The following is a 20,978-nucleotide window of genomic DNA, read 5'->3' on the forward strand; positions in this document are numbered from 1 at the left end:
GCCACCGGGCCACGCTCAGTGGCCTGTTACTCGAGGCGCTGCTCCATCTGTTCGATAATGGCCAGCGCCAGCCCGGTTGCCGGGGCCAGATGCGATTGCAGAAAATGTACCTGCGTATGGGCCGCAATAAACGCCAGTTTGTTGGCCTGCGTCTGATTGAGCACGGCCTGGCAAAAGGTCGGGCTGATGCTCCAGGGACAGTCAATGATGATCGTGGCAGGATTCAGTAATAACATGATTTGGCTGAGCGCGATGCCCAGATAGTTGCCTGCCAGCTGCATCACTTCATTTACGACATTCGGTGCGCTGTCACGACTGTGCCAGGTTAATCCCGGCTGACGCTGGGCAAGCTGTTGGTTAATGGCAGGTTTGCTGATCATCGCCTCCAGACAACCCTGCCGATTACAGCTACAGCGAGGGCCATTTGGCTGGACGGTAAGATGTCCTGCTTCACCAGCGGTCCAGCTGTTACCGGTGAAAACCACGCCATGCTGCACCAGCGCGCCGCCAATGCCTTCCGCAATGCGCAAATAAAAATGCCCGCTTTCGGCGGGCAGATTGAGCTGTTGCACAGACAGCAGCGCAGCGGCCCTGACGTTATTCATAATCCGAATCGGCAAGGCGATCTGTTTGCGCAGATCACTGGCCAGGTCAACATTCTGCCAGCCCAGGTGGGTCGATAAATGCATCCAGCCTCGCCGTGAATCGACGACACCGGGAAACCCCAGCCCAATTCCCAGCAGCCCTGGCCAGGCTTCCATCAGTTTTTCGCACAGGGCGCCGATTTCAGCCAGTATCGGGCCAGGTTTACTGGTGTCCGTCCGTATTGTCTGTTCGGCAAGCGGTTGTGAAAAGTAATCGCAGATCTGCCAGTGAATCAGGTTTTTTTCCACCATGATACCGGCACTGACCAGCTTTTCCGGGCGCAGGGTAATGTGAATTTTAGGACGGCCAGCCGAAGAAACGCTGGCTTTACCTAGTTCCTGAACCCAACCGTTTTCCAGCAAATCATCAATAATTTGCGAAACGGTGTTTTTGCTGAGTGCCAGTACCTGCGCCAGATCCTGGCGCGATGTGATGCGCAGCTGACGCAGTTGAGCCATTACGCGCTTTTGATTATTCAGCCGCATCAATGCAGGCCCTTTGCCAGTTGCTTTCATGACGGCTTACCCCAGAGGTGCACAGCGGCGAGGGAGCGCCCACCGCCAACGAAGTCTTATTAGTTTGATGTCTAATGAAAACTTAGCATTGGGCAGAGAGGGCTGCCAAATAGCAATGTCCTCTGAATAAGGGGATTACGTCAGAAATGGGGGCCAGGCCACACGATCATGCAACTGGGAAGTAACCCTACCGCCCGCTTCAGCGGGCAGCAACATCAGTATTCGTCACCCCGGACGCGGCTGCGATAGCTTTCCCAGTCGAAGCGCACCCACAGGCTGTTACCTAAACGCATACGATCCATCACGCGTTCACCTAACAGGGCGTTCATGCCGGTGGGATCGAGATTGGTGAGCATACCCGTCGGACGTTTAGATGACGAGCGGCGGTCAACAATCTGGTTAATAATCACTTTTTCGTAGCGCGATTCACTCTGCATACCAATCTCATCAATGACCAGCAAATCCACGCTGCTCAGATCCTGAATCAGTCGCTCTTCGGTGATATCACTGCTGCCGCTGAACGTTCCTTTCATGCTGGACATCAGATCCGCGACAGTCACGATAAGCACGCTCTTGCCACGCAAAATCAGATCGTTACCGATGGCGGCAGCCAGATGATTTTTCCCTGTGCCCGGCCGACCTGCAAAGACAAAACTGGCGATGTTTCCTTCAAAATTAGCAGCATACTGGCGCGCCTGCTCCAGGGCTTTGCGCTGACCTTCATTCTCGACACGGTAGTTGTCGAATGAGCAGTTAATATGCAGATCACGAATCCCAGAACGCCCCATGATACGCTGCATTTTCATCGCGCGGTTTTCTCGCACAATCGCTTCTGAACGCAACCGCCCCTGTTCCTGGTTCCAGGCCAGCAACTCTTCACCATTGGTGAATTTGGGACGGGTTCCTGCTGGCATCATTCTTTTCAGACGGTTAAACAGATCGTTGGGCGTTTTCATTACTCACCTCGGAAACCATCGGGAATATCGTAGTCAGTACTGCTGATCTGCGTAATATCGCGACGCGGCTGTCCGCCATTGGCGGCGCGGTTCATCTGCAGGCTACGCGCCAGCTTCTGTTGCCACTGTACATGATGAAAAAGGCGGCCTTCGGCCTGCCAGTAAGCCACAAAGGCGGCCAGCTCTGCCGCCGTCACCGGCTCGCTGAGCGCGACGCCCCAGATTGCTGCCTGGCGGGTAAAGTCGGCGTCAGGCTGCCAGCCGTCATACATGGCAAACTTGCCGACGGGTTTATGCAGCGTAGCAGAAACATCGTCATACAGACTGTCATCCAGCGCCACATCACTGGGTTGCTGAGCGGCGGCTTCAAGGGCTAATAACTGTGCAAGACGCGCGGGAGTGAGGGCATACATCACCGGCGTGTAATTATCCAGCACCGCCAGCATGCCGTCTTCAGCCTGCTGTAAGGCGCTCTGCGGGTCCTGACGGAAAGCCTCCAGACCGATTAGCGTTGACGTTAAGATTTTGACTGACATGAAAAGACCTGCGGTTAACTTACACCCAACACCGGATCACCTGTCGCGGTGCAGAAGGGCATATTGTACCTTTTTTAAGGCGCGGGATCGCTGAAAAAGCGTTGCCGGCGATCTCCCCGGCGAGCGCCTGTTATGCAACTGTGGGGCGGACAGAGACTTGCGCGTTCACGGCCGGGTTTGCCACAGATAGCGCAGACCGGCCAGCCAACACAGGCTGTATCCCAGCAGCTCTATCCCTTCTTCGGCCATGTTTTTTACCCCGCGGTTGTAATGATCGGGCATCAGGTGTTGCCAGAGGGTGTTCATGCCAAACAGACGTGAGAAAACCAGCACAATCATCAGTCCGGTCGCCATCACGGGCCAACGGTTATGGTGCAGCAGGTTCGTCAGCGTACGGAGCGTCTGCCGGGGAGTACGTATGGCGACGGCGAAACTCGCCAGTGCGGTCGCCAGTGCAAACCACACCCAACTGCCGTGACGAACAAGATCGAAGAAGAAATCCAGCTCGCGGATAAGCATACAGCTGTAAAAACCGGCTATTAGGGTTAATCCACCGCACTGGTCGGGACGGTGTCGTGCGGCAATATAAAATGCGCCGGCGAGACTGACTAACAACAGTTCCTGTGTGGTTTCAGTAAAAGAGGCTTCGTGCAGCGCGTTATCCATCCACACCACATCCATATAGAGGGGGACAAGCATGAAGGTGATAAACAGGGAGGCAAAAAGGAATACCGTGATTTCACGGCCGATAAGAATGACTTCGTTACGCATGGAATGACCTGAAAATGACTATCGTTATCATTGTATTCGCCTGGCGTGGGGCTGCCTTCGCTTTCAATGCTTTACGGATGTGGTGGTGACTATGGAAGCCGCCTCGCATTTTGTCATGTGGCGGGTTCAAATGGTGGCAGTTTCCCTCTACCATCGGTCAACAAACTGGCGCTTTATAAAGGAATACCATGATGCAACGATGCGGCTGGGTTACGCAGGATCCCCTCTATCTGGCTTACCATGACAATGAGTGGGGCCGTGCGCAGAGAGATAAACTGGCGCTGTTTGAAATGCTGTGTCTGGAAGGTCAACAGGCCGGGTTATCCTGGATTACGGTGCTGAAAAAACGCGAGAATTACCGCGCGGCCTTTCACCAGTTTGATCCGCAGGCGGTGGCATTGATGAACGATCAGGACGTTGTCCAACTTATGCAAAACAGCGGCATCATTCGTCACCCGGGTAAAATTGCGGCGATTATTGCCAACGCCAGAGCGATGCTGGCGATGGAGGCGGAAGGGGAAGATTTTGCCCATTTCGTCTGGCAGTTCGTCGATAACCGGCCAATTGTTCACCACTATGCGGATTACAAACAGAGCCCGACCACCTCTTCGCAGGCTATAGCACTCTCTAAAGCATTAAAGACGCGTGGTTTTAAATTCATCGGTCCGACAATTTGCTACTCCTTTATGCAAGCCTGCGGCCTGATTAACGATCACCAAACCAACTGCTTTTGCCATCCTGATAACATTTAACACCGCTCCTTTACAAAATAAGACATTGTCTCAGGATTTCCCTCACTTTTACGCGGCATAATCAGGGCCAGTAAGGGGCCGGGGCGCCCCGATTAGAGAAACCCAAGGGACACATAATGCAGAAAAAATTGATTGCCATCTCGTTATTAATCAGCGGTAGCCTGGTGATATCCGGTTGTACCACGAATCCCTATACCGGCGAGTCGCAGGCCGGAAAATCCGGCGTGGGGGCGGGTCTTGGTGCATTAGTCGGCGCCGGTGTGGGCGTGCTTTCATCCTCGAAGAAAGATCGGGGTAAAGGGGCACTCATCGGTGCCGCCAGCGGCGCAGCCTTAGGCGGCGGTGTGGGGTATTACATGGATGTTCAGGAAGCAAAACTGCGCGATAAAATGAAGGGTACGGGCGTCAGTGTGACGCGCCAAGGCGACAATATTGTGTTGAATATGCCAAACAATGTGACCTTCGATTCCAGCAGCAGCAGTCTGAAGCCAGCCGGTGCCAATACCCTGACCGGCGTCGCAATGGTACTAAAAGAGTATCCGAAAACGGCCGTAAACGTGGTGGGGCATACGGATAGTACGGGGTCGCGCGCATTGAATATGCGCCTGTCACAACAGCGCGCAGAAAGCGTGGCCAGCGCCTTGATCGTACAGGGCGTGGCGGCTGACCGTCTGCATACGCAGGGTGTCGGCCCCGACAGCCCCATTGCGACCAACAGCACTGAAGCAGGCAAAGCCCAAAACCGCCGGGTTGAAATTACGCTGAGCCCGTTAAATTGATCATTTCGCCCCCTGTCACTGGGGGCGAAAGACATGCTACTGTCAGTTATTCGACAATTTTTAGACAATAAACTCGGTAAGGTTTCCAGTTGGTGCCTGTACACAGTGCCAGTTAACGCTTTATGCCAGCATGGTTCAAATTGAACAATGGATAACGCATCATGTCACTTAAAGCCATTGCGTCAGTCCTGGGGCTCTCCGTAACCACCTTGAGTCGCGCCCTGAATGGGTATGAGGATGTAGCAAAACACACGCGTCAGCGCGTGGAAGAAGAAGCCCAGCGACGTGGCTACCGTCCTAATGTAGCTGCCCGGCGTTTAAAAACCGGACGCGCTAACGCGGTCGGCGTCGTCTACCCGATGAGCGCCCCGCCCCTCAGCGATATCCATTTCAATAAGATATTACTGGCGCTGGACCAGCGTCTTTCCCACTATGATATCGACCTGCTGTTGCTGACGGACAAACCCTGTGACGGACAGCGTTCACTGATGCGTATGCTACGCAGTCGCGTGGTCGATGCGCTAATCATCACGCACACCTTGCCGCAGGACGAACGCCTGCGCTGCTTACAGCAGAAGGGCTTTAATTTTCTCTCGCTGGGGCGCACTGATGCACAGCAAAATCATGCCTGGTTTGATGTCGATAACGCCGCAGGTTCCGCGCTGGCGGTAAAACACTGCCTGACCCAGGGCATGCAGCGCATCGCCTTTCTCGGGGGAAACGAACCCTGTACGTTTGTTCGCGATCGCCGTCAGGGCTACCTGAACGCCCTGGATTCCGTACCACCTTATGCCACTGCGGCGGTTGCTCCCTCGCGCCGCGCAGGGTATCAACAAGTCTCCGCCTGGCTGGCTGAAGGGCTACAACCTCAGGCCATTATTACCGATAGCAGTACGCTGGCCGAAGGCGCGTTAATGGCGCTTCAGCAGGCAGGACGACTGCAGGGTGAGGATGCCGTCACTTTGATAGCCTGGGATGGACTCCCGGTTGACGCCATCATTGATTTTCCGGTTATTGCGATTCGTCAGGCCAGTGAGCAGGAGAGAGGCGAACAGCTTGCGACCATGGTGATGCAGTTACTGGACGGCGCACCGCTGGCCCGGCTACAGGTCTTGTGGCAACCCAGTCTGCAACTGCCCGCACAGCGCTAACGTGTTTGTCATGCCGGACGCCTGTGGTAGTCTCGCGGCATGCGTAATTTGCGGAATATTCTATGAAAATCAGGCCTTCTCGCGCCACTATTAGCGATGTTGCCCGCGCGGCAAAAACCGGGAAAACCAGCGTCTCGCGTTATCTTAACGGCGAACAGCATCTGCTTTCTCCCGACTTAAAAGCGCGCATTGAACAGGCAATTAGCGATCTTAACTATCGGCCAAGCCAGATGGCGCGCGGGCTTAAACGGGGGCGAACCCGGCTAATCGGGTTAATCATTGCCGATATCACCAATCCCTATTCCGTGGACGTTATGTGCGGCATTGAAGCGGCCTGTCGTGCCTGCGGCTTTACATTGCTTATGTGTAACACCAACAATGAAGTCGATCTTGAACAGCATTATTTGCAGTTGCTGAGTAGCTATCAGGTTGAAGGCATTGTCGTTAACGCGGTAGGTATGCATGAAAAGGTACTGAGCCGGCTGCAGCAATCTTTGCTGCCGATGGTGCTGATTGACCGAAAAATCCCCGATTTTCCCTGTGATGTGGTGGGCCTGAATAATGCTGAAGCGGCAGAAACGGCCACCGATCACTTAATTGATAACGGTTATGAGGCGCTGCTGTTTTTGAGTGAACCCTTAGGCAGCGTGAATACCCGTCGTGAGCGCCTGCAGGCGTTTCGCCAGCGTCTGGCTGCGCATCCGGCCATCCTCCATGAAAATGCAGAAGTCTCGCTGCATCAGCCCGATGTGATGGATACCGTCTTGCATGGCTTCTGTCAGCGTCATGCAGACAGGCGTTGCGCAGTTATGGTGGCAAACGGTGCGCTGACCTTACAGGTGGCCCGTTCCCTTCAGCGTCTAAATTTGCACTGGGGAAGCGATATGGGTTTATTGGGGTTTGATGAGCTGGAGTGGGCGGCGCTGGCAGGTGTCGGGATTACCACGCTTAAACAGCCCACCTGGCAGATTGGCTACCATGCGCTGGAGCGCCTGATTTCGCGTATCGAAGGCCACGATCATCCTCCCTGTGAGCAGGTTTTCTCGGGTGAGCTGATTGTCCGGGGATCAAGCCAGCGTCTTCGCTAATTTTCAGATTGTTCCCTTCACTTACGTGCTCGCTTCGTGAGCACGATCATAATTCCGCATTTTGCTACTTTGCTTTGGAACCGGTTCCATTTAACGTTTTTATAACGTTAATACCGATTTTCCCCCTCAGGAGTCCGCAATGGAGCCCGAAATTATCGTCGTCACGGCGGCTTATGGACATCAACAGATTGCTGCGCTGGGCGGACAAAGGGCGCTCTTACCGATCATTCAGCAGGCTGGTGCGGACGGTGTGGAAATCCGTCGCGAATTGTTCGATGACACGACTTTCGATGACCTGCCCGCGCTGGCGCTGGCCATTGATCAGCACCGGCTGCGCGCCAGCTATTCTGTACCCGATACCTTGTTCAGTGAGGACGGCAAGCTGAACCCTTTGCTGACGCGTTATTTTACCGAAGCTCGTCAACTAAACGCGCAGAGACTAAAGGTGGCGCTGGGCAATTTTACGGGGGCTCTGTACAGCGAAACACTGCGCATGCTGATTGCGGAATATGGCGTGCCGCTGACCGTGGAAAATGACCAGACAGTGCACGGCAAACTGCAACCGATGCTGCGCTTTTTTAACGCTGCCCGTGAGGCGGCATTGCCGATTGGCATGACTTTCGATATGGGGAACTGGCACTGGACAGGCGAAAACCCGGAGCAGGCTGCAGTCCTGTTGACCGACCAGGTGGGTTACGTGCACGTCAAAGCAGCGGTGCCGCAGGGGAAAAGCTATCGCGCTATTGCGCTCGACGATGCCGGACCGGGCTGGCAAGACCTGTTGCATCGGCTACCGGCGAGAGCCCCTCGCGGTATTGAATTTCCGCTGGAAGGCGACAATCTGATTGCGGTTACGCGCCATTATGTGACGCTGCTGCGTAATGTCTGAGGAGTAAAAATGACGACTCATCCTAACGGTACGCTTGATGTCATCACGATCGGCGAAGCCATGGCCATGTTTGTCGCCCGCGAAACGGGTGATTTGGCTGCAGTAGAAACATTTATCAAACGCGCCGCAGGTGCAGAACTGAATGTCGCCATCGGTCTGGCACGCCTCGGGCTGAAAGTGGGCTGGGTGAGTCGTATTGGACAGGACGCGTTTGGTCGTTTTATTTGTCAGGTGTTGGATAAAGAAAATATCGACCATCGTCAGGTGACCGTCGATCCGCGCTATCCCACGGGCTTTCAGCTTAAATCTAAAGTGGATGATGGTTCCGATCCGCTCGTGGAATATTTCCGCAAAGGCTCCGCTGCCAGTCATCTGTCACCCGAGGATTTTGACCACGATTATTTTGGCTCTGCACGCCATTTGCATCTGAGCGGCGTGGCGGCAGCAATATCAGACAGTTCGCTTGAGCTGACCAGGCATGCTGCGAAAGAGATGCGGGCGCGGGGTAAAACAATTTCCTTTGATCCTAATCTGCGTCCGGTGCTGTGGCGCAGCGAAGAGGAAATGCGTAAGCAGCTCAATCTGTTAGCGGAATACGCAGACTGGGTACTGCCCGGTGAAAAAGAGGGTTACATCTTAACCGGCTATCGCCAACCGCAGGATATTGCCGATTTTTATCTCGATAAAGGGGTAAAAGCGGTGGTGATTAAAACCGGCGGCGAGGGCGCCTGGTATAAGACAGCCGGGGGTGAGCAGGGCCAGGTGGCGGCAATCAAAGTTGATCAGGTTGTGGACACGGTCGGGGCCGGAGATGGGTTTGCCGTGGGAGTCATAAGTGCATTGCTGGAAGGGAAACCACTGATAGAGGCGATTCGCCGGGGGAACAAAATTGGTTCACTGGCGATTCAGGTGAGTGGTGACAGCGAAGGTTTGCCGACGCGTCAGCAGTTAGGTGATGTGTAGCCCGGCCCGCAAACAGAAACAGAGGAGTTCCCGATGAAAACGCAGATTATCGCGCCTAAACGCTGGTGGTTCATTATGCCCATCGTGTTTATCACCTACAGTCTTGCCTATCTGGATCGGGCAAATTTTAGCTTCGCATCCGCCGCTGGCATCAATGACGATCTGGGCATTACCAAAGGAATGTCTTCCCTGCTGGGTGCGTTGTTCTTTCTGGGGTATTTCTTTTTTCAAATCCCTGGGGCGATCTATGCGGAGCGCCGCAGTGTAAAAAAACTGATCTTCTGGTGCCTGCTGTTGTGGGGCGGCTGTGCTTCACTCACCGGCGTTGTCAGCAACATCCCTGTGCTGGCGGCGATTCGCTTTGTGCTGGGGGTTGTCGAGGCTGCGGTAATGCCTGCTATGCTGATTTACATCAGTAACTGGTTTACAAAATCTGAGCGCTCGCGGGCAAACACCTTTTTAATTCTCGGTAATCCCGTCACGGTCCTGTGGATGTCCGTGGTTTCAGGGTATCTGATAGAAGCGTTTGGCTGGCGGGAAATGTTTATCTTCGAAGGCATTCCTGCGGTGATCTGGGCCATTGCCTGGTGGTTTATGGTACAGGATAAGCCTGCGCAAGCGCGCTGGATGAGCGATGCAGAAAAAGCCGCGCTACAGGCCGCGCTGCAAAAAGAGCAAGAAAGCATCAAAGCAGTGCGCAACTACGGCGAAGCCTTTCGCAATCGTAACGTGATCATTCTCTGTATGCAGTACTTTGCCTGGAGTATTGGCGTTTACGGTTTTGTCCTGTGGCTGCCTTCAATTTTGCGCAACGGTACACAAATGGGCATGGTGGAAGCGGGCTGGTTATCGGCTGTGCCTTATCTGGCAGCCACGATTGCGATGGTGGTGGTGTCCTGGGCATCGGACAAAACGCAAAACCGTAAACTGTTTGTCTGGCCACTGTTGCTGGTGGGTGCCTTCGCCTTCCTCGGTTCGTACATGGTAGGTTCGGGCAATTTTTGGCTGTCTTATACCTTGTTAGTCGTCGCCGGTGCCGCGATGTACGCGCCTTATGGCCCGTTCTTTGCCATTATTCCGGAAATGCTGCCCCGCAATGTTTCCGGCGGCGCAATGGCGCTTATCAACAGTATGGGGGCGTTGGGCTCGTTTATCGGCTCCTGGATTGTGGGTTATCTGAACGGGGCAACCGGCAGTCCTTCGGCCTCCTATATTTTTATGGGTGGCGCACTACTGCTGTCCGTGGTCCTGACGCTTATCGTCAAACCCGCACAAAATAAGGCGCCTCCGCTACAAGGCGCGAAACCGGCCTGAAAGCGTAAGCGTTAGCATCTTCTCCGGGCGACCTTTGTGTTGCCCGTCATTTATTTACAGGAAGCTATCTGATGAAACCCGCCGTCATTCTTTATAAAAAATTGCCTGACGATCTCCGTGCGCGTCTCGCAGACTATGCCACGATCACCGAAATCAACGATTTATCACCCGAAAGCCAGCAGCAACATGCGCAGGCACTGCAACAGGCCGAAGGAATGCTGGGATCGGGCGGAAAAGTCAACGGCGAGTTGCTGGCCAAAATGCCCGCACTGCGCGCCTGTTCCAGCGTTTCTGTCGGCTATGACAACTTTGATGTGGATGCCCTGAATCAGCGAGGGGTAGTGCTGATGCACACGCCAACGGTACTGACGGAAACGGTGGCCGACACCATCATGGCGCTGGTTCTCAGTACGGCAAGACGTATACCGGAGCTGGATGCCTGGGTGAAAGCTGGCAACTGGCAAAAAAGTATTGGTCCGGACCGGTTTGGCATGGATGTGCACCATAAGACGATGGGAATTCTTGGTATGGGACGCATCGGTATAGCGCTGGCCCAGCGTGCGCACTTCGGATTCGGCATGAACATTCTCTACAATGCGCGCCGTCAGCACGACCAGGCCGAATCGCAGTTTGCAGCCCGCCGGTGTGAGCTGGAAACGCTGCTCAAAGAAAGCGATTTCGTTTGCATCAGCCTGCCGCTTACCGAAGAAACGCATCATTTAATTGGCGCAGAACAGCTGGCGATGATGAAGCCCAGTGCGGTGCTGATCAACGCGGGCCGTGGGCCAGTGGTAGATGAAAATGCCCTGATTACCGCGCTACAAGAGGGCACGATCCACGCCGCCGGGCTGGATGTTTTCGAAAAAGAGCCGCTGCCGACTGACTCGCCGCTGCTGTCGTTACCGAATGTTGTTACGTTGCCGCACATTGGCTCTGCAACCCACGAAACCCGCTATGGGATGATGCAGGACGCGGTAGAAAATCTCATTGCCGCCCTGAGCGGCAAGGTTGAAAAGAACTGCGTGAATCCTCAGGTGCTGAAGTAATCCTGCGGCTGCCCATTGCGCCCGCCGGGAGCGGGCGTTATGGTGGTTATCCCATTCTTTATTACAAATTTTTAACCGCTATGGCTTTTTCTCAGTTCGGCGACAAGTTTACTCAACATTCCGGCATCTCACGTCTGATGGAAGACATGGGCGCAGGCCTGCGTACGCCCGGCACGATCATGCTTGGCGGCGGGAACCCCGCACAGATCCCGGCAATGAACGATTATTTTCAGCAGTTGCTGCAGCAGATGCACGACGAGGGCAAACTGAGTGAGGCCTTATGCAATTACGATGGTCCACGCGGTAAAGCCGTGCTGCTGGATGCCCTGGCGGCAATGCTACGTAAGCAGTGCGGTTGGTCTGTCACTGCGCAAAATATCGCGCTGACTAACGGCAGTCAGAGCGCATTTTTTTATCTCTTCAACCTGTTCGCGGGGCGGTGCAGTGACGGCAGTAAAAAACGGGTGCTGTTTCCTCTGGCTCCAGAGTACCTGGGTTACGCTGATGCGGGTCTGGATGAAGACCTCTTTATTTCTGCCAGGCCCAACATAGAGTTATTACCGGAAGGGCAGTTCAAGTATCACGTCGATTTTGAACATCTCCCCATGAATGACGATGTGGGGCTGATTTGCGTATCGCGCCCGACCAATCCAACCGGCAATGTCATTACGGATGACGAACTTCTGCAACTGGATGCGCTGGCGCAGCAGCATGAGGTGCCGTTACTTATCGACAACGCTTATGGTGTGCCATTTCCCGGCATTATTTTTAGTGATGTGCGGCCGCTGTGGAACCCCAATATCATTCTCTGCATGAGTTTATCCAAACTCGGTCTGCCAGGCGCACGTTGCGGGATCATCATCGCCGATGAGAGCACGATTACCGCGATCGGTAACATGAACGGCATCATCAGCCTGGCACCGGGCAGTATTGGCCCGGCCATTGCCAGCGAAATGATTCAACGTGGCGATCTGCTGCGCTTGTCTGAAGAAGTGATTAAACCTTTTTATCAGCACAAGGTGATGCAAACGATCACCCTTATTCGCCGCTACTTATCGGCGGAACGCTGTCTGATCCATAAACCGGAGGGGGCAATTTTTCTCTGGCTGTGGTTCCGGGATTTACCGATCAGTACGGAGTTGCTGTACCAGCGGCTTAAAGCTCGGGGCGTGCTGATGGTGCCGGGCCACTTTTTCTTTCCGGGTCTGGAGCATGACTGGCCGCACACGCACCAGTGCATGCGCATGAATTATGTACCGGATGCGGAAAACATTGAGCGCGCCATACAGATTCTGGCTGAAGAAGTGGAGATCGCCTGGCGCGACAGTTAAATCTACAGACCCGATCGGGCAACAAGGCGTCGTCTCTATCCGGCCGGCCTTGATGAAGCGCAACGCTGCCTTAACCCGATCGCAAAGGCATTTTGCATTATTAACAGACGTGATGCGCATATGGCCGTGCGGGCCAGCGCGGGCAAAAGGAGAGTGCGGTGTCGGGAAAAGACTGGCTGTTAGCCCTGTGTGTAGTGATTGCGTGGGGCGTGAACTTCGTTGTCATAAAACTGGGTCTGCATAACATGCCTCCCTTTTTGCTGGCGGGATTGCGTTTTGCACTGGTTGCCTTTCCTGCCCTTTTACTGGTGCGCCGTCCTGCTGTGCCAGTAAAGTGGCTTTTACTTTACGGCATGACCATCAGTTTTGGGCAGTTTGCGTTTCTGTTTTTGGCCATCAAACTGGGTATGCCTGCAGGCCTTGCTTCGCTGATATTACAGGCGCAGGCGTTCTTTACGCTGCTGCTTGGGGCGCTGTTTCTGGCCGAAAAGCTGCGCTGGAATCACATTGCGGGCATGCTGATTGCCACCTCAGGCATTTTTTTATTAGCCACCTCCGGCATGGCTGGCCAGAGCGCCGCCGGCATAACACTGACCACTATGATGCTTATGCTGGCGGCGGCGTTTTCCTGGGGACTGGGGAATATCACCAATAAAATCATCACCCGGCATTATCCCGTACCGGTTATGTCGCTGGTGGTCTGGAGCGCGCTGGTGCCCGTCGTTCCTTTCTTTGCCTGTTCGCTGCTGTTTGAAGGCTGGTCGGCAATCATTACCAGTCTGACGCACATTGATCTACAGACGGTGATGGCGCTGATTTACCTGGCCTTTGTGGCGACCATTATGGGTTACGGCATCTGGAGTACGTTGCTTAGCCGTTATGAAACCTGGCGTGTGGCACCGCTTTCCCTGCTGGTGCCTGTTGTTGGGATTGTTTCGGCAGCCCTGGTGCTGGGGGAAACCTTATCACGCCAGCAGATTGTGGGTGCTGTAATCATCATTGTCGGGCTGCTGGTCAATATGTTTGGTGGCGTGATTGGTCAGCGCTGGCTCAGGCAGCCGCAACATTAGCGCTTACCACTCGTCAAACTGACGTGCCCGACGTAACTACCCTTTCGTAAATGCCTGTGCATGCGCGCGTTTTCGGGCTGGCTTTGGCAGCCCGCTCGCAGAATAAAACCTCCGCCTGGACAGCAATGCGGATGCATGGAAGTATCCGCATTGCCAGGGCGGCCAGACATCTCTTTTCACTCATCACGACTTTCGCCCGTGTGCTTTATAACCGGGCCAGCAATGATGAAGAAGAAAAACGCAACGCCAACACCACACGATGCAACCTTTCGTCAGTTTCTCACCCAACCTGACATTGCCCGCGATTTCATGGAAATTCATCTTCCCGCAGATCTGCGCGCGATTTGCGACTTACGGACGTTAAAACTGGCGTCCGGTTCCTTTGTTGAAGCGGATCTCCGGCAGTATTTCAGTGATGTGCTGTATAGTCTCAAAACGACAGCGGGTGAGGGCTATATGTACGTCTTGATCGAACATCAGTCTTCACCTGACAGGCATATGGCGTTCAGGCTTCTTCGCTACGCGGTCGCGGCCATGCAGCGCCACCTGGATGCCGGCGATAAAACGCTGCCGCTGGTGATACCGGTGCTGTTTTATATGGGTAAACGCAGACCCTATCCTTATTCCACCTGCTGGCTGGATGATTTTACGCATCCGGCACTGGCTCGCAGGCTCTACAGTACTTGCTTCCCTCTGGTTGATATTACGGTAATGCCTGACGATGAGATTGTGGAACATCGCAGCATGGCGGCACTGACGCTGCTGCAAAAGCACATCCATCAGCGCGATCTCGCAAATCTGATGGACAGACTTGTCCCTGTGCTGCTGTCCGGTTATCTTTCGTCATCACAGATTGTATCGTTGGTGCACTACATTGTGCAGGCGGGTGAAACCCCAGACGTCGAGGCTTTTATTCAGGAACTGGCCCTGCGGGTGCCGCAACACGGAGACACGCTTATGACCATTGCACAGCAGCTTGAACAAAAAGGTATGCAGAAGGGCTTTGATAAGGGAATTAAGCAGGGAATTCAGACCGGTTTACGTGAAGGCCGCAATGAAGGTAAACGCGAGGTTGCGCGCACTATGCTGCAGCATGGCCTGGACAGAACAACCGTGATGAAAATGACCGGGTTGAGTGAAGCAGATCTGGCACAGATTCAGCATTGATCTGAACCTGCAAAAGAAGGCGCGGGACAGGTGAAGCCTGCGTTTGTCAACGCGACCTGATGCTTTTCGTTTTCTTACCATCAGGCCATCACTGATCGCATCGCCGCATCCGCATCAATCTGCTTGTCGCGGTCATAAAAAAACGGCCACAACCTGTATGCTGTGACCGTTCTCATGTTTACTCAGCCGTCACGGCCGCTTTATTTTAAAATTTCAATCCGGCGTGGTTTCGCTTCTTCAGGAATCAAACGCTCAAGATCGATGCTCAGCAGACCATTTTCCAGGCGCGCGTCGCGCACGACGATATGGTCAGCCAGCTGGAATTTACGCTCGAAATTACGCTCGGCGATGCCCTGATAGAGATATTTACGTTCTGTCTGCTCTTCCGGATGCGCACCACGCACGATGAGCACGTTGTCGTGGGCCGTAATATCCAGTTCACTCTGAGCAAAACCGGCTACCGCGATAGTGATGCGGTAATGGTTCTCATCAACCAGTTCAACATTGTAAGGGGGATAACCACCGTTGCTCTGATTTTGATTGGACTCAAGCAGGTTGAACAGGCGATCAAATCCGATGGCAGAGCGATAAAGGGGAGACAGATCAAAGTTACGCATAAAAAGACTCCTGAATGTCAGCAAGTTTTGGCAACCTTCCACTATTGGACAGGTTGTGCAGGGCCGCATTGCCCCTTTCGGCGGCAGCCTTAACGACCCTGTTTAGAAAATGGGTGCAGACGCCAGGCTTTCAAGACCCGATGCGTGATTTTTTTCGCCAAACTGGCGAAATGGCATACACTCAAGGGTAAATTGCCGGACCAGAACGGACTTCATGACTGAGAGGGTACGCTGGTGCGCTCACGCAATCAGGTGCCAGAATCGAAGGGACGACATATGAAAATGATGAAAAGGTTACCGTTGGCTGGCGTGATGTGTTGCGCAGTCGCTTCCGGTGGATGTTCCAGCGTCATGACGCATACCGGTGCAAGTCAGGGCTACTATCCGGGCACACGTGCCAGTGCTGACATTCTGACGGACAGTCAGGCCAGCTGGGCGCTAAAGCCCCTGGCGCTGGTTGATCTGCCTTTTTCTGCCGTCATGGATACGCTGTTACTGCCCTGGGATTACTATCGCAGCGACAAGGATAAAGCCCTGGATTCGCCGCGTGCCCGCGTGCTTCAGAGTGAAAAGCTGGCCCACACCGAGGAGAATCTGGCGCATGCTCAGCCCATGCCCGCTATGCAACCGTCACAGTAAACAGGTGCTGCCAGCCCTCTTTTTCCCGCATAAAAGCGATCTTTTTTCCATCCGGTGACCAGACCACCGCATCCCCGGACGGTGCCGACCCGGTGCGGGCGGTTAAGCGTTCGCACTCTCCCGTTTGCCAGTGACACAGCATCACGCTGTTGTCGCAAATAAAGGCAATGGCTTCACCACGAGGATGCCAGCTAAATGCAGACTGAATGCTGTGGTTCAGCCGCGTTATCTGGCGCGGTTCACCGCCGTTAGGCGATACCCACCATAATTGAATCACCTGCTGGCTGTCCGCCATCAAAAAGGCGATAGCGCTGCCATCGGGTGAGCTACGTAACCAGTGGCGAGGTTGCTGCGCCAGTCCCTTGCTATAGGTTAACCGTCGCTGTTGAACCCCCGCTGGTGGCGCAGGTAGATGGTGGCTGTCCCCTTCCAGCGGTGAGTGGCCGGGTTTGGCATAGGCTTCCAGTGCCTCTGGCAAATCGACGACAAACACCTCGGGATGCTTGTCTCCTGCCGCGGAAAGCGTGTCGCCAATAAAGGCGATGGCCCAGCGTTGACGGCTGCCGTCCGGCTTTTCATAGCCCTGATGACCAATCCAGCACTCTTCATAGGCCCGATTGATTTGATCGCTGCCCGGCTGTGGGTGCGCTGTCGTTTCACTGACTACTACACAAAAATGGCTGCCATCATATTCGCGCGGATGCTGTTTTTCTGGTTTCACTGCTTTTAACGGGACGGCAATGCCGACATTGCGCAGATCAAGACTGATATCCAGCTCGTGCATCACGTGATCGTTATAGGTGAAGCTGAGGCGCGAGCCATCCGGACTAAAAACATGGACGTGAGAACCGCCGCGCAAAGCACCTGGCGTAAAGGGCGGCGTGATATCGCATGCATCCAGACTGGCGGCCTGACCCGCTTCAATGATCACGCCGCGGCGATGATGAAAGTCATAATGCCAGTTGTCGTCAGGATGCTCTGGCCCATGAATACAGACATAGCGCTCGGGTAAGGTGGGACAAACCGTCACCACGCCAACATGGGCGCCCGCCGTTGCCTCATACAGCACTTCCACTTCGCCGGTATTCACATTAACGCGTTCAATTGTCTTACCGGTGAACGACGCGCCGGAAGGCCGCACATCAAAGGCCAGCCACTGGCTGTCGGGCGTCCAGACGTTGATGTTGGTCAGTTGATGATGACGAGGAGCAAAAGTAATCTGTTTTTCAGGCATGAAAGCACTCGTGAGCAGGCGCGTTATTTGACAGTTGCAGTGATGTTATGGGTAAAACCGTGCAGATGACTGACCTGTCTGCGCGGTTTTACCCATAAAAGAAACCGATTAAAGCACCCATTTTTCAATGGCGTGCGCAACCCCATCTTCCATATTGGTTTTGGTCACAAACTGGGCTATTTTTTTCACAGAATCAATCGCATTGCCCATCGCGACGCCGGTCCCTGCGTATTCAATCATCGCCAGATCATTTTCCTGATCGCCTATCGCCATGACCTCTTCCGCTTGCAAACCCAGCTTCTCCGCCAGCATTTTTACGCCATAACCTTTGTTTACCCGACGGTCGAGAATTTCCAGATAGTAGGGCGCGCTTTTCAAAATGGTATACGTCTGGTGCGCATGCTCAGGCAGTCTGGCGATGGCCGCATCAAGCAGAGCGGGTTTATCAATCATCATGAGTTTTGGAAAACGCGTTGCCGGATCCATTTCTTCAACGGCCCGATAACGTACCGGGATGCCGGTCAGGCTGGCTTCATGAATCGTAAATTCGCTGATATCTTTATTTGGCGTATACAGGTGTGATTTATCAAACGCCTGAAAATGCACGCCCAGTTCTCTGGCCAGCTTCTCAACATACATATAATCGTCAAAGCCCAGCATTACATCGGCGACGACTTCACCATCTTCAGCCCGATGAACAAGCGCGCCATTATTACTGATGCAGTACTGACCTGGCGTATGGAGATCAAGTTCCATTAAATAACGTTCAATACCAACATAAGGTCGGCCGGTCGCCAACACGATGGAAACCCCTTTTTCCCGGGCGCGGTTCAGTGCCGATTTTACGCCTGCGGTGATCTCATGCTGCGGATTCAGCAGCGTGCCATCCATATCAATTGCGATCAGTTTAATAGCCATAGCATCCTCATTGTGTCGGGTTTGCAGCAATGCTAGCGCGATTCAGCTCACATTGACCAGTTTATCGGCGCTTTTCAGCACGCGTGAACCATAACGTGTCACGTTTAGGTCCACGATGATCTGGCAAAAAAAAACCCTTCACGAGGAAGGGTTTTATATCTTTTTGTGCGATTAGATATCGATGTTAGCGGCTTTCAGCGCATTCTCTTCGATGAAGGCGCGGCGTGGTTCAACGGCATCCCCCATCAGGGTTGTAAACAGCTGGTCGGCGGCGATCGCATCTTTAATGGTGACACGTAGCATGCGACGGCTGTCTGGGTCCATTGTCGTTTCCCACAACTGATCCGGGTTCATCTCACCCAGACCTTTATAGCGCTGTACAGACAGACCACGACGGGATTCTTTCACCAGCCACTCAATCGCCTGTTCGAAGCTGGATACCGGTTGACGGCGCTCACCGCGCTCGATGTAAGCATCCTCTTCCAGCAGGCCGCGCAGTTTGCCACCCAGGGCGCAAATTTTGCGGTATTCCGGCCCCATAATAAACTCACTGTCCAGAGGATAATCCGTGTCCACGCCATGGGTCCGTACGCGTAAAACAGGCTCAAACTGATTCAGTTCACGATTTTCACGTACGTGTGCCACATAGGTGCTGCCGTGCGCTTCACGTTCAGTCAGATAGCTCACCAGTCCGTTAATCCAGGCGTTAACGGCCGCTTCATTACTCAGATCGCTCAGCGTGTCGTGATAGACCAGCGCACGTAACATCGCCAGCGGAAAACGGCGCTCCATACGTTTGATCATCTTCTGCGCGCTGTTAAAGTCCGCGACCAGAGATTCAAGCGGCTCACCACCTAATGCCGGTGCGCTGGCATTGGTGTGCAGCGTCGTTCCGTCGAGGGCGATAGCGATCTGATACTGATCCATCGCCTCATCGTCTTTAATATACTGTTCCTGCTTGCCTTTTTTCACTTTATACAGCGGCGGCTGAGCAATGTAGACGTGACCACGCTCAATAATTTCTGGCATCTGACGATAGAAAAAGGTCAACAGCAGTGTACGAATGTGCGAGCCGTCGACGTCCGCATCGGTCATGATGATGATGCTGTGATAGCGCAGTTTATCCGGGTTATATTCGTCGCGGCCAATGCCGCAGCCCAGCGCGGTAATCAGCGTAGCCACTTCCTGAGACGCCAGCATCTTATCGAAACGCGCCTTCTCAACGTTCAGAATTTTCCCTTTCAGCGGCAGAATAGCCTGGTTTTTACGGTTACGGCCTTGCTTGGCAGAACCGCCCGCGGAGTCACCCTCCACCAGGTAGATTTCAGACAGAGCCGGATCGCGCTCCTGACAATCCGCCAGCTTGCCCGGCAGGCCAGCCAGATCCAGCGCACCTTTGCGGCGTGTCATTTCACGGGCACGGCGCGCGGCTTCACGGGCGCGGGCGGCATCAATGATTTTGCCGACAACGATTTTTGCATCGCCCGGATTTTCCAGCAGATATTCCGCCAGCAGTTCATTCATCTGCTGCTCAACGGCCGATTTCACTTCAGAAGACACCAGCTTGTCTTTGGTCTGTGAAGAGAATTTTGGATCCGGCACTTTCACCGACACCACGGCAATCAGGCCCTCACGCGCGTCATCACCGGTGGCGCTGACTTTGGCCTTCTTGCTGTATCCCTCTTTATCCATGTAGGCATTCAGGGTACGCGTCATCGCGGCGCGGAAACCGGCAAGGTGCGTACCGCCGTCGCGCTGAGGAATGTTGTTAGTGAAGCAGTAGATGTTCTCCTGGAAGCCGTCGTTCCACTGCAGAGCTACTTCCACGCCAATGCCGTCTTTTTCGGTTGAGAAATAGAATACGGTCGGATGGATAGGCGTTTTGTTCTTGTTCAGGTATTCGACAAACGCTTTAATCCCGCCTTCATAGTGGAAATGGTCGTTTTTGCCGTCACGTTTGTCTTCCAGACGAATGGAAACACCGGAGTTCAGGAAAGAGAGCTCACGCAGGCGCTTCGCCAGGATGTCGTATTCGAAGTCGGTCACGTTGGTGAACGTGTCATGGCTTGGCCAGAAACGGATACGGGTACCGGTCGCGTCGGTATCGCCTGTCACCGCCAGCGGCGCTTCGGGCACGCCATGCAGATAAATCTGCTGGTGTACTTTGCCTTCGCGACGAATGGTCAGCTCCAGCTTCTGTGACAGGGCGTTAACCACAGACACGCCCACGCCGTGCAGGCCGCCCGAGACTTTATACGAGTTATCGTCGAACTTACCGCCAGCGTGCAGCACGGTCATGATCACTTCTGCCGCGGACACGCCTTCTTCTTCGTGGATACCGGTTGGAATACCGCGTCCGTCATCCTGTACGGAAACCGAGTTGTCCGCATGGATGGTGACAACGATATCTTTACAGTGACCGGCGAGCGCTTCGTCGATTGCGTTATCCACGACCTCGAATACCATGTGATGCAGACCGGTTCCGTCATCGGTATCGCCGATGTACATGCCCGGGCGTTTGCGTACCGCATCAAGCCCTTTCAGAACTTTGATACTTGAAGAGTCATAAGAATTCGACATCAACGTTTCTCGCTCAT

At 54.0% G+C, this 20,978-nt stretch carries 20 protein-coding genes; 12 read left to right on the forward strand and 8 right to left on the reverse strand.

The genetic code is table 11. From position 1 onward, the window contains the following. Nucleotides 1–26: 26 nt before the first annotated feature. From C1N64_RS03180 to C1N64_RS03195, 4 genes are all read right to left on the reverse strand, one after another. On the reverse strand, nt 27–1,160 hold the full coding sequence (locus C1N64_RS03180) for an ROK family transcriptional regulator (RefSeq protein ID WP_164482747.1): 1,134 nt from the start codon (nt 1,158–1,160) through the stop codon (nt 27–29). 215 nt (nt 1,161–1,375) lie between these two features. Next, nucleotides 1,376–2,116 (reverse strand): DNA replication protein DnaC, encoded by a 741-nt coding sequence (gene dnaC, locus C1N64_RS03185; protein ID WP_006121359.1) that lies wholly within the window; start codon nt 2,114–2,116, stop codon nt 1,376–1,378. Beyond that, a complete protein-coding gene (gene dnaT, locus C1N64_RS03190) occupies nt 2,116–2,652 on the reverse strand; it encodes a primosomal protein DnaT (RefSeq protein WP_006121358.1) in 537 nt (178 codons plus the stop codon). The genes dnaC and dnaT overlap by 1 nt, the downstream gene beginning before the upstream one ends. Nucleotides 2,653–2,817: 165 nt before the next feature. Next, nucleotides 2,818–3,423 carry a hypothetical protein gene (locus C1N64_RS03195; protein WP_164482746.1) on the reverse strand — a complete coding sequence of 202 codons (606 nt, stop codon included), beginning with the start codon at nt 3,421–3,423 and terminating at the stop codon, nt 2,818–2,820. 191 nt (nt 3,424–3,614) lie between these two features. Here C1N64_RS03195 and C1N64_RS03200 point away from each other — a divergent pair, with 191 nt between their 5' ends. The 11 genes from C1N64_RS03200 (at nt 3,615) to C1N64_RS03250 (ending at nt 14,973) form a co-directional block, all read left to right on the forward strand. Further along, a complete protein-coding gene (locus C1N64_RS03200; RefSeq protein ID WP_164483237.1) occupies nt 3,615–4,175 on the forward strand; it encodes a DNA-3-methyladenine glycosylase I in 561 nt (186 codons plus the stop codon). A 116-nt stretch (nt 4,176–4,291) separates the two neighbouring features. Further along, a complete protein-coding gene (locus C1N64_RS03205; protein WP_006121355.1) occupies nt 4,292–4,954 on the forward strand; it encodes an OmpA family lipoprotein in 663 nt (220 codons plus the stop codon). Nucleotides 4,955–5,115: 161 nt separating this feature from the next. After that, nucleotides 5,116–6,105: a LacI family DNA-binding transcriptional regulator gene (locus C1N64_RS03210; protein ID WP_394515244.1), complete on the forward strand. Its 990-nt coding sequence runs from the start codon at nt 5,116–5,118 to the stop codon at nt 6,103–6,105. Nucleotides 6,106–6,167: 62 nt separating this feature from the next. Beyond that, a complete protein-coding gene (locus C1N64_RS03215) occupies nt 6,168–7,193 on the forward strand; it encodes a LacI family DNA-binding transcriptional regulator (RefSeq protein WP_205952433.1) in 1,026 nt (341 codons plus the stop codon). A gap of 139 nt (nt 7,194–7,332) precedes the next feature. Next, nucleotides 7,333–8,082, forward strand: coding sequence for a sugar phosphate isomerase/epimerase family protein (locus C1N64_RS03220; protein WP_006121352.1), 750 nt, complete (start codon nt 7,333–7,335; stop codon nt 8,080–8,082). A gap of 9 nt (nt 8,083–8,091) precedes the next feature. Beyond that, nucleotides 8,092–9,045 (forward strand): sugar kinase, encoded by a 954-nt coding sequence (locus C1N64_RS03225; RefSeq protein ID WP_039339171.1) that lies wholly within the window; start codon nt 8,092–8,094, stop codon nt 9,043–9,045. Nucleotides 9,046–9,078: 33 nt separating this feature from the next. Next, nucleotides 9,079–10,359, forward strand: coding sequence for an MFS transporter (locus C1N64_RS03230; RefSeq protein ID WP_039339172.1), 1,281 nt, complete (start codon nt 9,079–9,081; stop codon nt 10,357–10,359). A gap of 71 nt (nt 10,360–10,430) precedes the next feature. After that, the gene (gene ghrB, locus C1N64_RS03235) at nt 10,431–11,405 is read left to right on the forward strand and encodes a glyoxylate/hydroxypyruvate reductase GhrB (RefSeq protein ID WP_394515245.1); all 975 of its coding nucleotides are present in this window, start codon (nt 10,431–10,433) and stop codon (nt 11,403–11,405) included. Between the two features lie 80 nt (nt 11,406–11,485). After that, on the forward strand, nt 11,486–12,736 hold the full coding sequence (locus C1N64_RS03240; protein ID WP_394515246.1) for a valine--pyruvate transaminase: 1,251 nt from the start codon (nt 11,486–11,488) through the stop codon (nt 12,734–12,736). Between the two features lie 158 nt (nt 12,737–12,894). Continuing rightward, nucleotides 12,895–13,806, forward strand: coding sequence for an EamA family transporter (locus C1N64_RS03245; RefSeq protein WP_394515247.1), 912 nt, complete (start codon nt 12,895–12,897; stop codon nt 13,804–13,806). 225 nt (nt 13,807–14,031) lie between these two features. Further along, a complete protein-coding gene (locus tag C1N64_RS03250; protein ID WP_394515490.1) occupies nt 14,032–14,973 on the forward strand; it encodes an Rpn family recombination-promoting nuclease/putative transposase in 942 nt (313 codons plus the stop codon). 200 nt (nt 14,974–15,173) lie between these two features. Here C1N64_RS03250 and ibpA read toward each other — a convergent pair whose 3' ends face one another. Further along, entirely contained in the window at nt 15,174–15,590 is a 417-nt protein-coding gene (ibpA, locus tag C1N64_RS03255; RefSeq protein WP_006121371.1) for a small heat shock chaperone IbpA, read from the reverse strand. Between the two features lie 276 nt (nt 15,591–15,866). Between ibpA and C1N64_RS03260 the strand changes: the two genes are divergently transcribed. Continuing rightward, entirely contained in the window at nt 15,867–16,229 is a 363-nt protein-coding gene (locus C1N64_RS03260) for a YceK/YidQ family lipoprotein (protein ID WP_006121372.1), read from the forward strand. Here the strand turns inward: C1N64_RS03260 and C1N64_RS03265 are convergent. The 3 genes from C1N64_RS03265 to gyrB all read right to left on the reverse strand — a co-directional run bounded on the left by C1N64_RS03265 (nt 16,210) and on the right by gyrB (nt 20,961). Continuing rightward, on the reverse strand, nt 16,210–17,463 hold the full coding sequence (locus C1N64_RS03265) for a DUF3748 domain-containing protein (RefSeq protein ID WP_263757262.1): 1,254 nt from the start codon (nt 17,461–17,463) through the stop codon (nt 16,210–16,212). The genes C1N64_RS03260 and C1N64_RS03265 overlap by 20 nt on opposite strands. 108 nt (nt 17,464–17,571) lie before the next feature. Beyond that, the gene (gene yidA, locus C1N64_RS03270; protein WP_172913530.1) at nt 17,572–18,381 is read right to left on the reverse strand and encodes a sugar-phosphatase; all 810 of its coding nucleotides are present in this window, start codon (nt 18,379–18,381) and stop codon (nt 17,572–17,574) included. A gap of 171 nt (nt 18,382–18,552) precedes the next feature. Beyond that, nucleotides 18,553–20,961: a DNA topoisomerase (ATP-hydrolyzing) subunit B gene (gene gyrB / locus C1N64_RS03275; RefSeq protein ID WP_172913529.1), complete on the reverse strand. Its 2,409-nt coding sequence runs from the start codon at nt 20,959–20,961 to the stop codon at nt 18,553–18,555. Nucleotides 20,962–20,978: the final 17 nt, after the last annotated feature.

It is taken from the genome of Pantoea sp. SGAir0215, from assembly GCF_043543215.1.

What these genes read in the sequence shown, in the direction of transcription:
- C1N64_RS03180 (WP_164482747.1), bottom strand. Translation starts at nt 1,160, where the DNA reads ATGAAAGCAACTGGCAAAGGGCCTGCATTGATGCGGCTGAATAATCAA.
- dnaC (WP_006121359.1), bottom strand. Translation starts at nt 2,116, where the DNA reads ATGAAAACGCCCAACGATCTGTTTAACCGTCTGAAAAGAATGATGCCA.
- dnaT (WP_006121358.1), bottom strand. Translation starts at nt 2,652, where the DNA reads ATGTCAGTCAAAATCTTAACGTCAACGCTAATCGGTCTGGAGGCTTTC.
- C1N64_RS03195 (WP_164482746.1), bottom strand. Translation starts at nt 3,423, where the DNA reads ATGCGTAACGAAGTCATTCTTATCGGCCGTGAAATCACGGTATTCCTT.
- C1N64_RS03200 (WP_164483237.1), top strand. Translation starts at nt 3,615, where the DNA reads ATGCAACGATGCGGCTGGGTTACGCAGGATCCCCTCTATCTGGCTTAC.
- C1N64_RS03205 (WP_006121355.1), top strand. Translation starts at nt 4,292, where the DNA reads ATGCAGAAAAAATTGATTGCCATCTCGTTATTAATCAGCGGTAGCCTG.
- C1N64_RS03210 (WP_394515244.1), top strand. Translation starts at nt 5,116, where the DNA reads ATGTCACTTAAAGCCATTGCGTCAGTCCTGGGGCTCTCCGTAACCACC.
- C1N64_RS03215 (WP_205952433.1), top strand. Translation starts at nt 6,168, where the DNA reads ATGAAAATCAGGCCTTCTCGCGCCACTATTAGCGATGTTGCCCGCGCG.
- C1N64_RS03220 (WP_006121352.1), top strand. Translation starts at nt 7,333, where the DNA reads ATGGAGCCCGAAATTATCGTCGTCACGGCGGCTTATGGACATCAACAG.
- C1N64_RS03225 (WP_039339171.1), top strand. Translation starts at nt 8,092, where the DNA reads ATGACGACTCATCCTAACGGTACGCTTGATGTCATCACGATCGGCGAA.
- C1N64_RS03230 (WP_039339172.1), top strand. Translation starts at nt 9,079, where the DNA reads ATGAAAACGCAGATTATCGCGCCTAAACGCTGGTGGTTCATTATGCCC.
- ghrB (WP_394515245.1), top strand. Translation starts at nt 10,431, where the DNA reads ATGAAACCCGCCGTCATTCTTTATAAAAAATTGCCTGACGATCTCCGT.
- C1N64_RS03240 (WP_394515246.1), top strand. Translation starts at nt 11,486, where the DNA reads ATGGCTTTTTCTCAGTTCGGCGACAAGTTTACTCAACATTCCGGCATC.
- C1N64_RS03250 (WP_394515490.1), top strand. Translation starts at nt 14,032, where the DNA reads ATGAAGAAGAAAAACGCAACGCCAACACCACACGATGCAACCTTTCGT.
- ibpA (WP_006121371.1), bottom strand. Translation starts at nt 15,590, where the DNA reads ATGCGTAACTTTGATCTGTCTCCCCTTTATCGCTCTGCCATCGGATTT.
- C1N64_RS03260 (WP_006121372.1), top strand. Translation starts at nt 15,867, where the DNA reads ATGAAAATGATGAAAAGGTTACCGTTGGCTGGCGTGATGTGTTGCGCA.
- C1N64_RS03265 (WP_263757262.1), bottom strand. Translation starts at nt 17,463, where the DNA reads ATGCCTGAAAAACAGATTACTTTTGCTCCTCGTCATCATCAACTGACC.
- yidA (WP_172913530.1), bottom strand. Translation starts at nt 18,381, where the DNA reads ATGGCTATTAAACTGATCGCAATTGATATGGATGGCACGCTGCTGAAT.
- gyrB (WP_172913529.1), bottom strand. Translation starts at nt 20,961, where the DNA reads ATGTCGAATTCTTATGACTCTTCAAGTATCAAAGTTCTGAAAGGGCTT.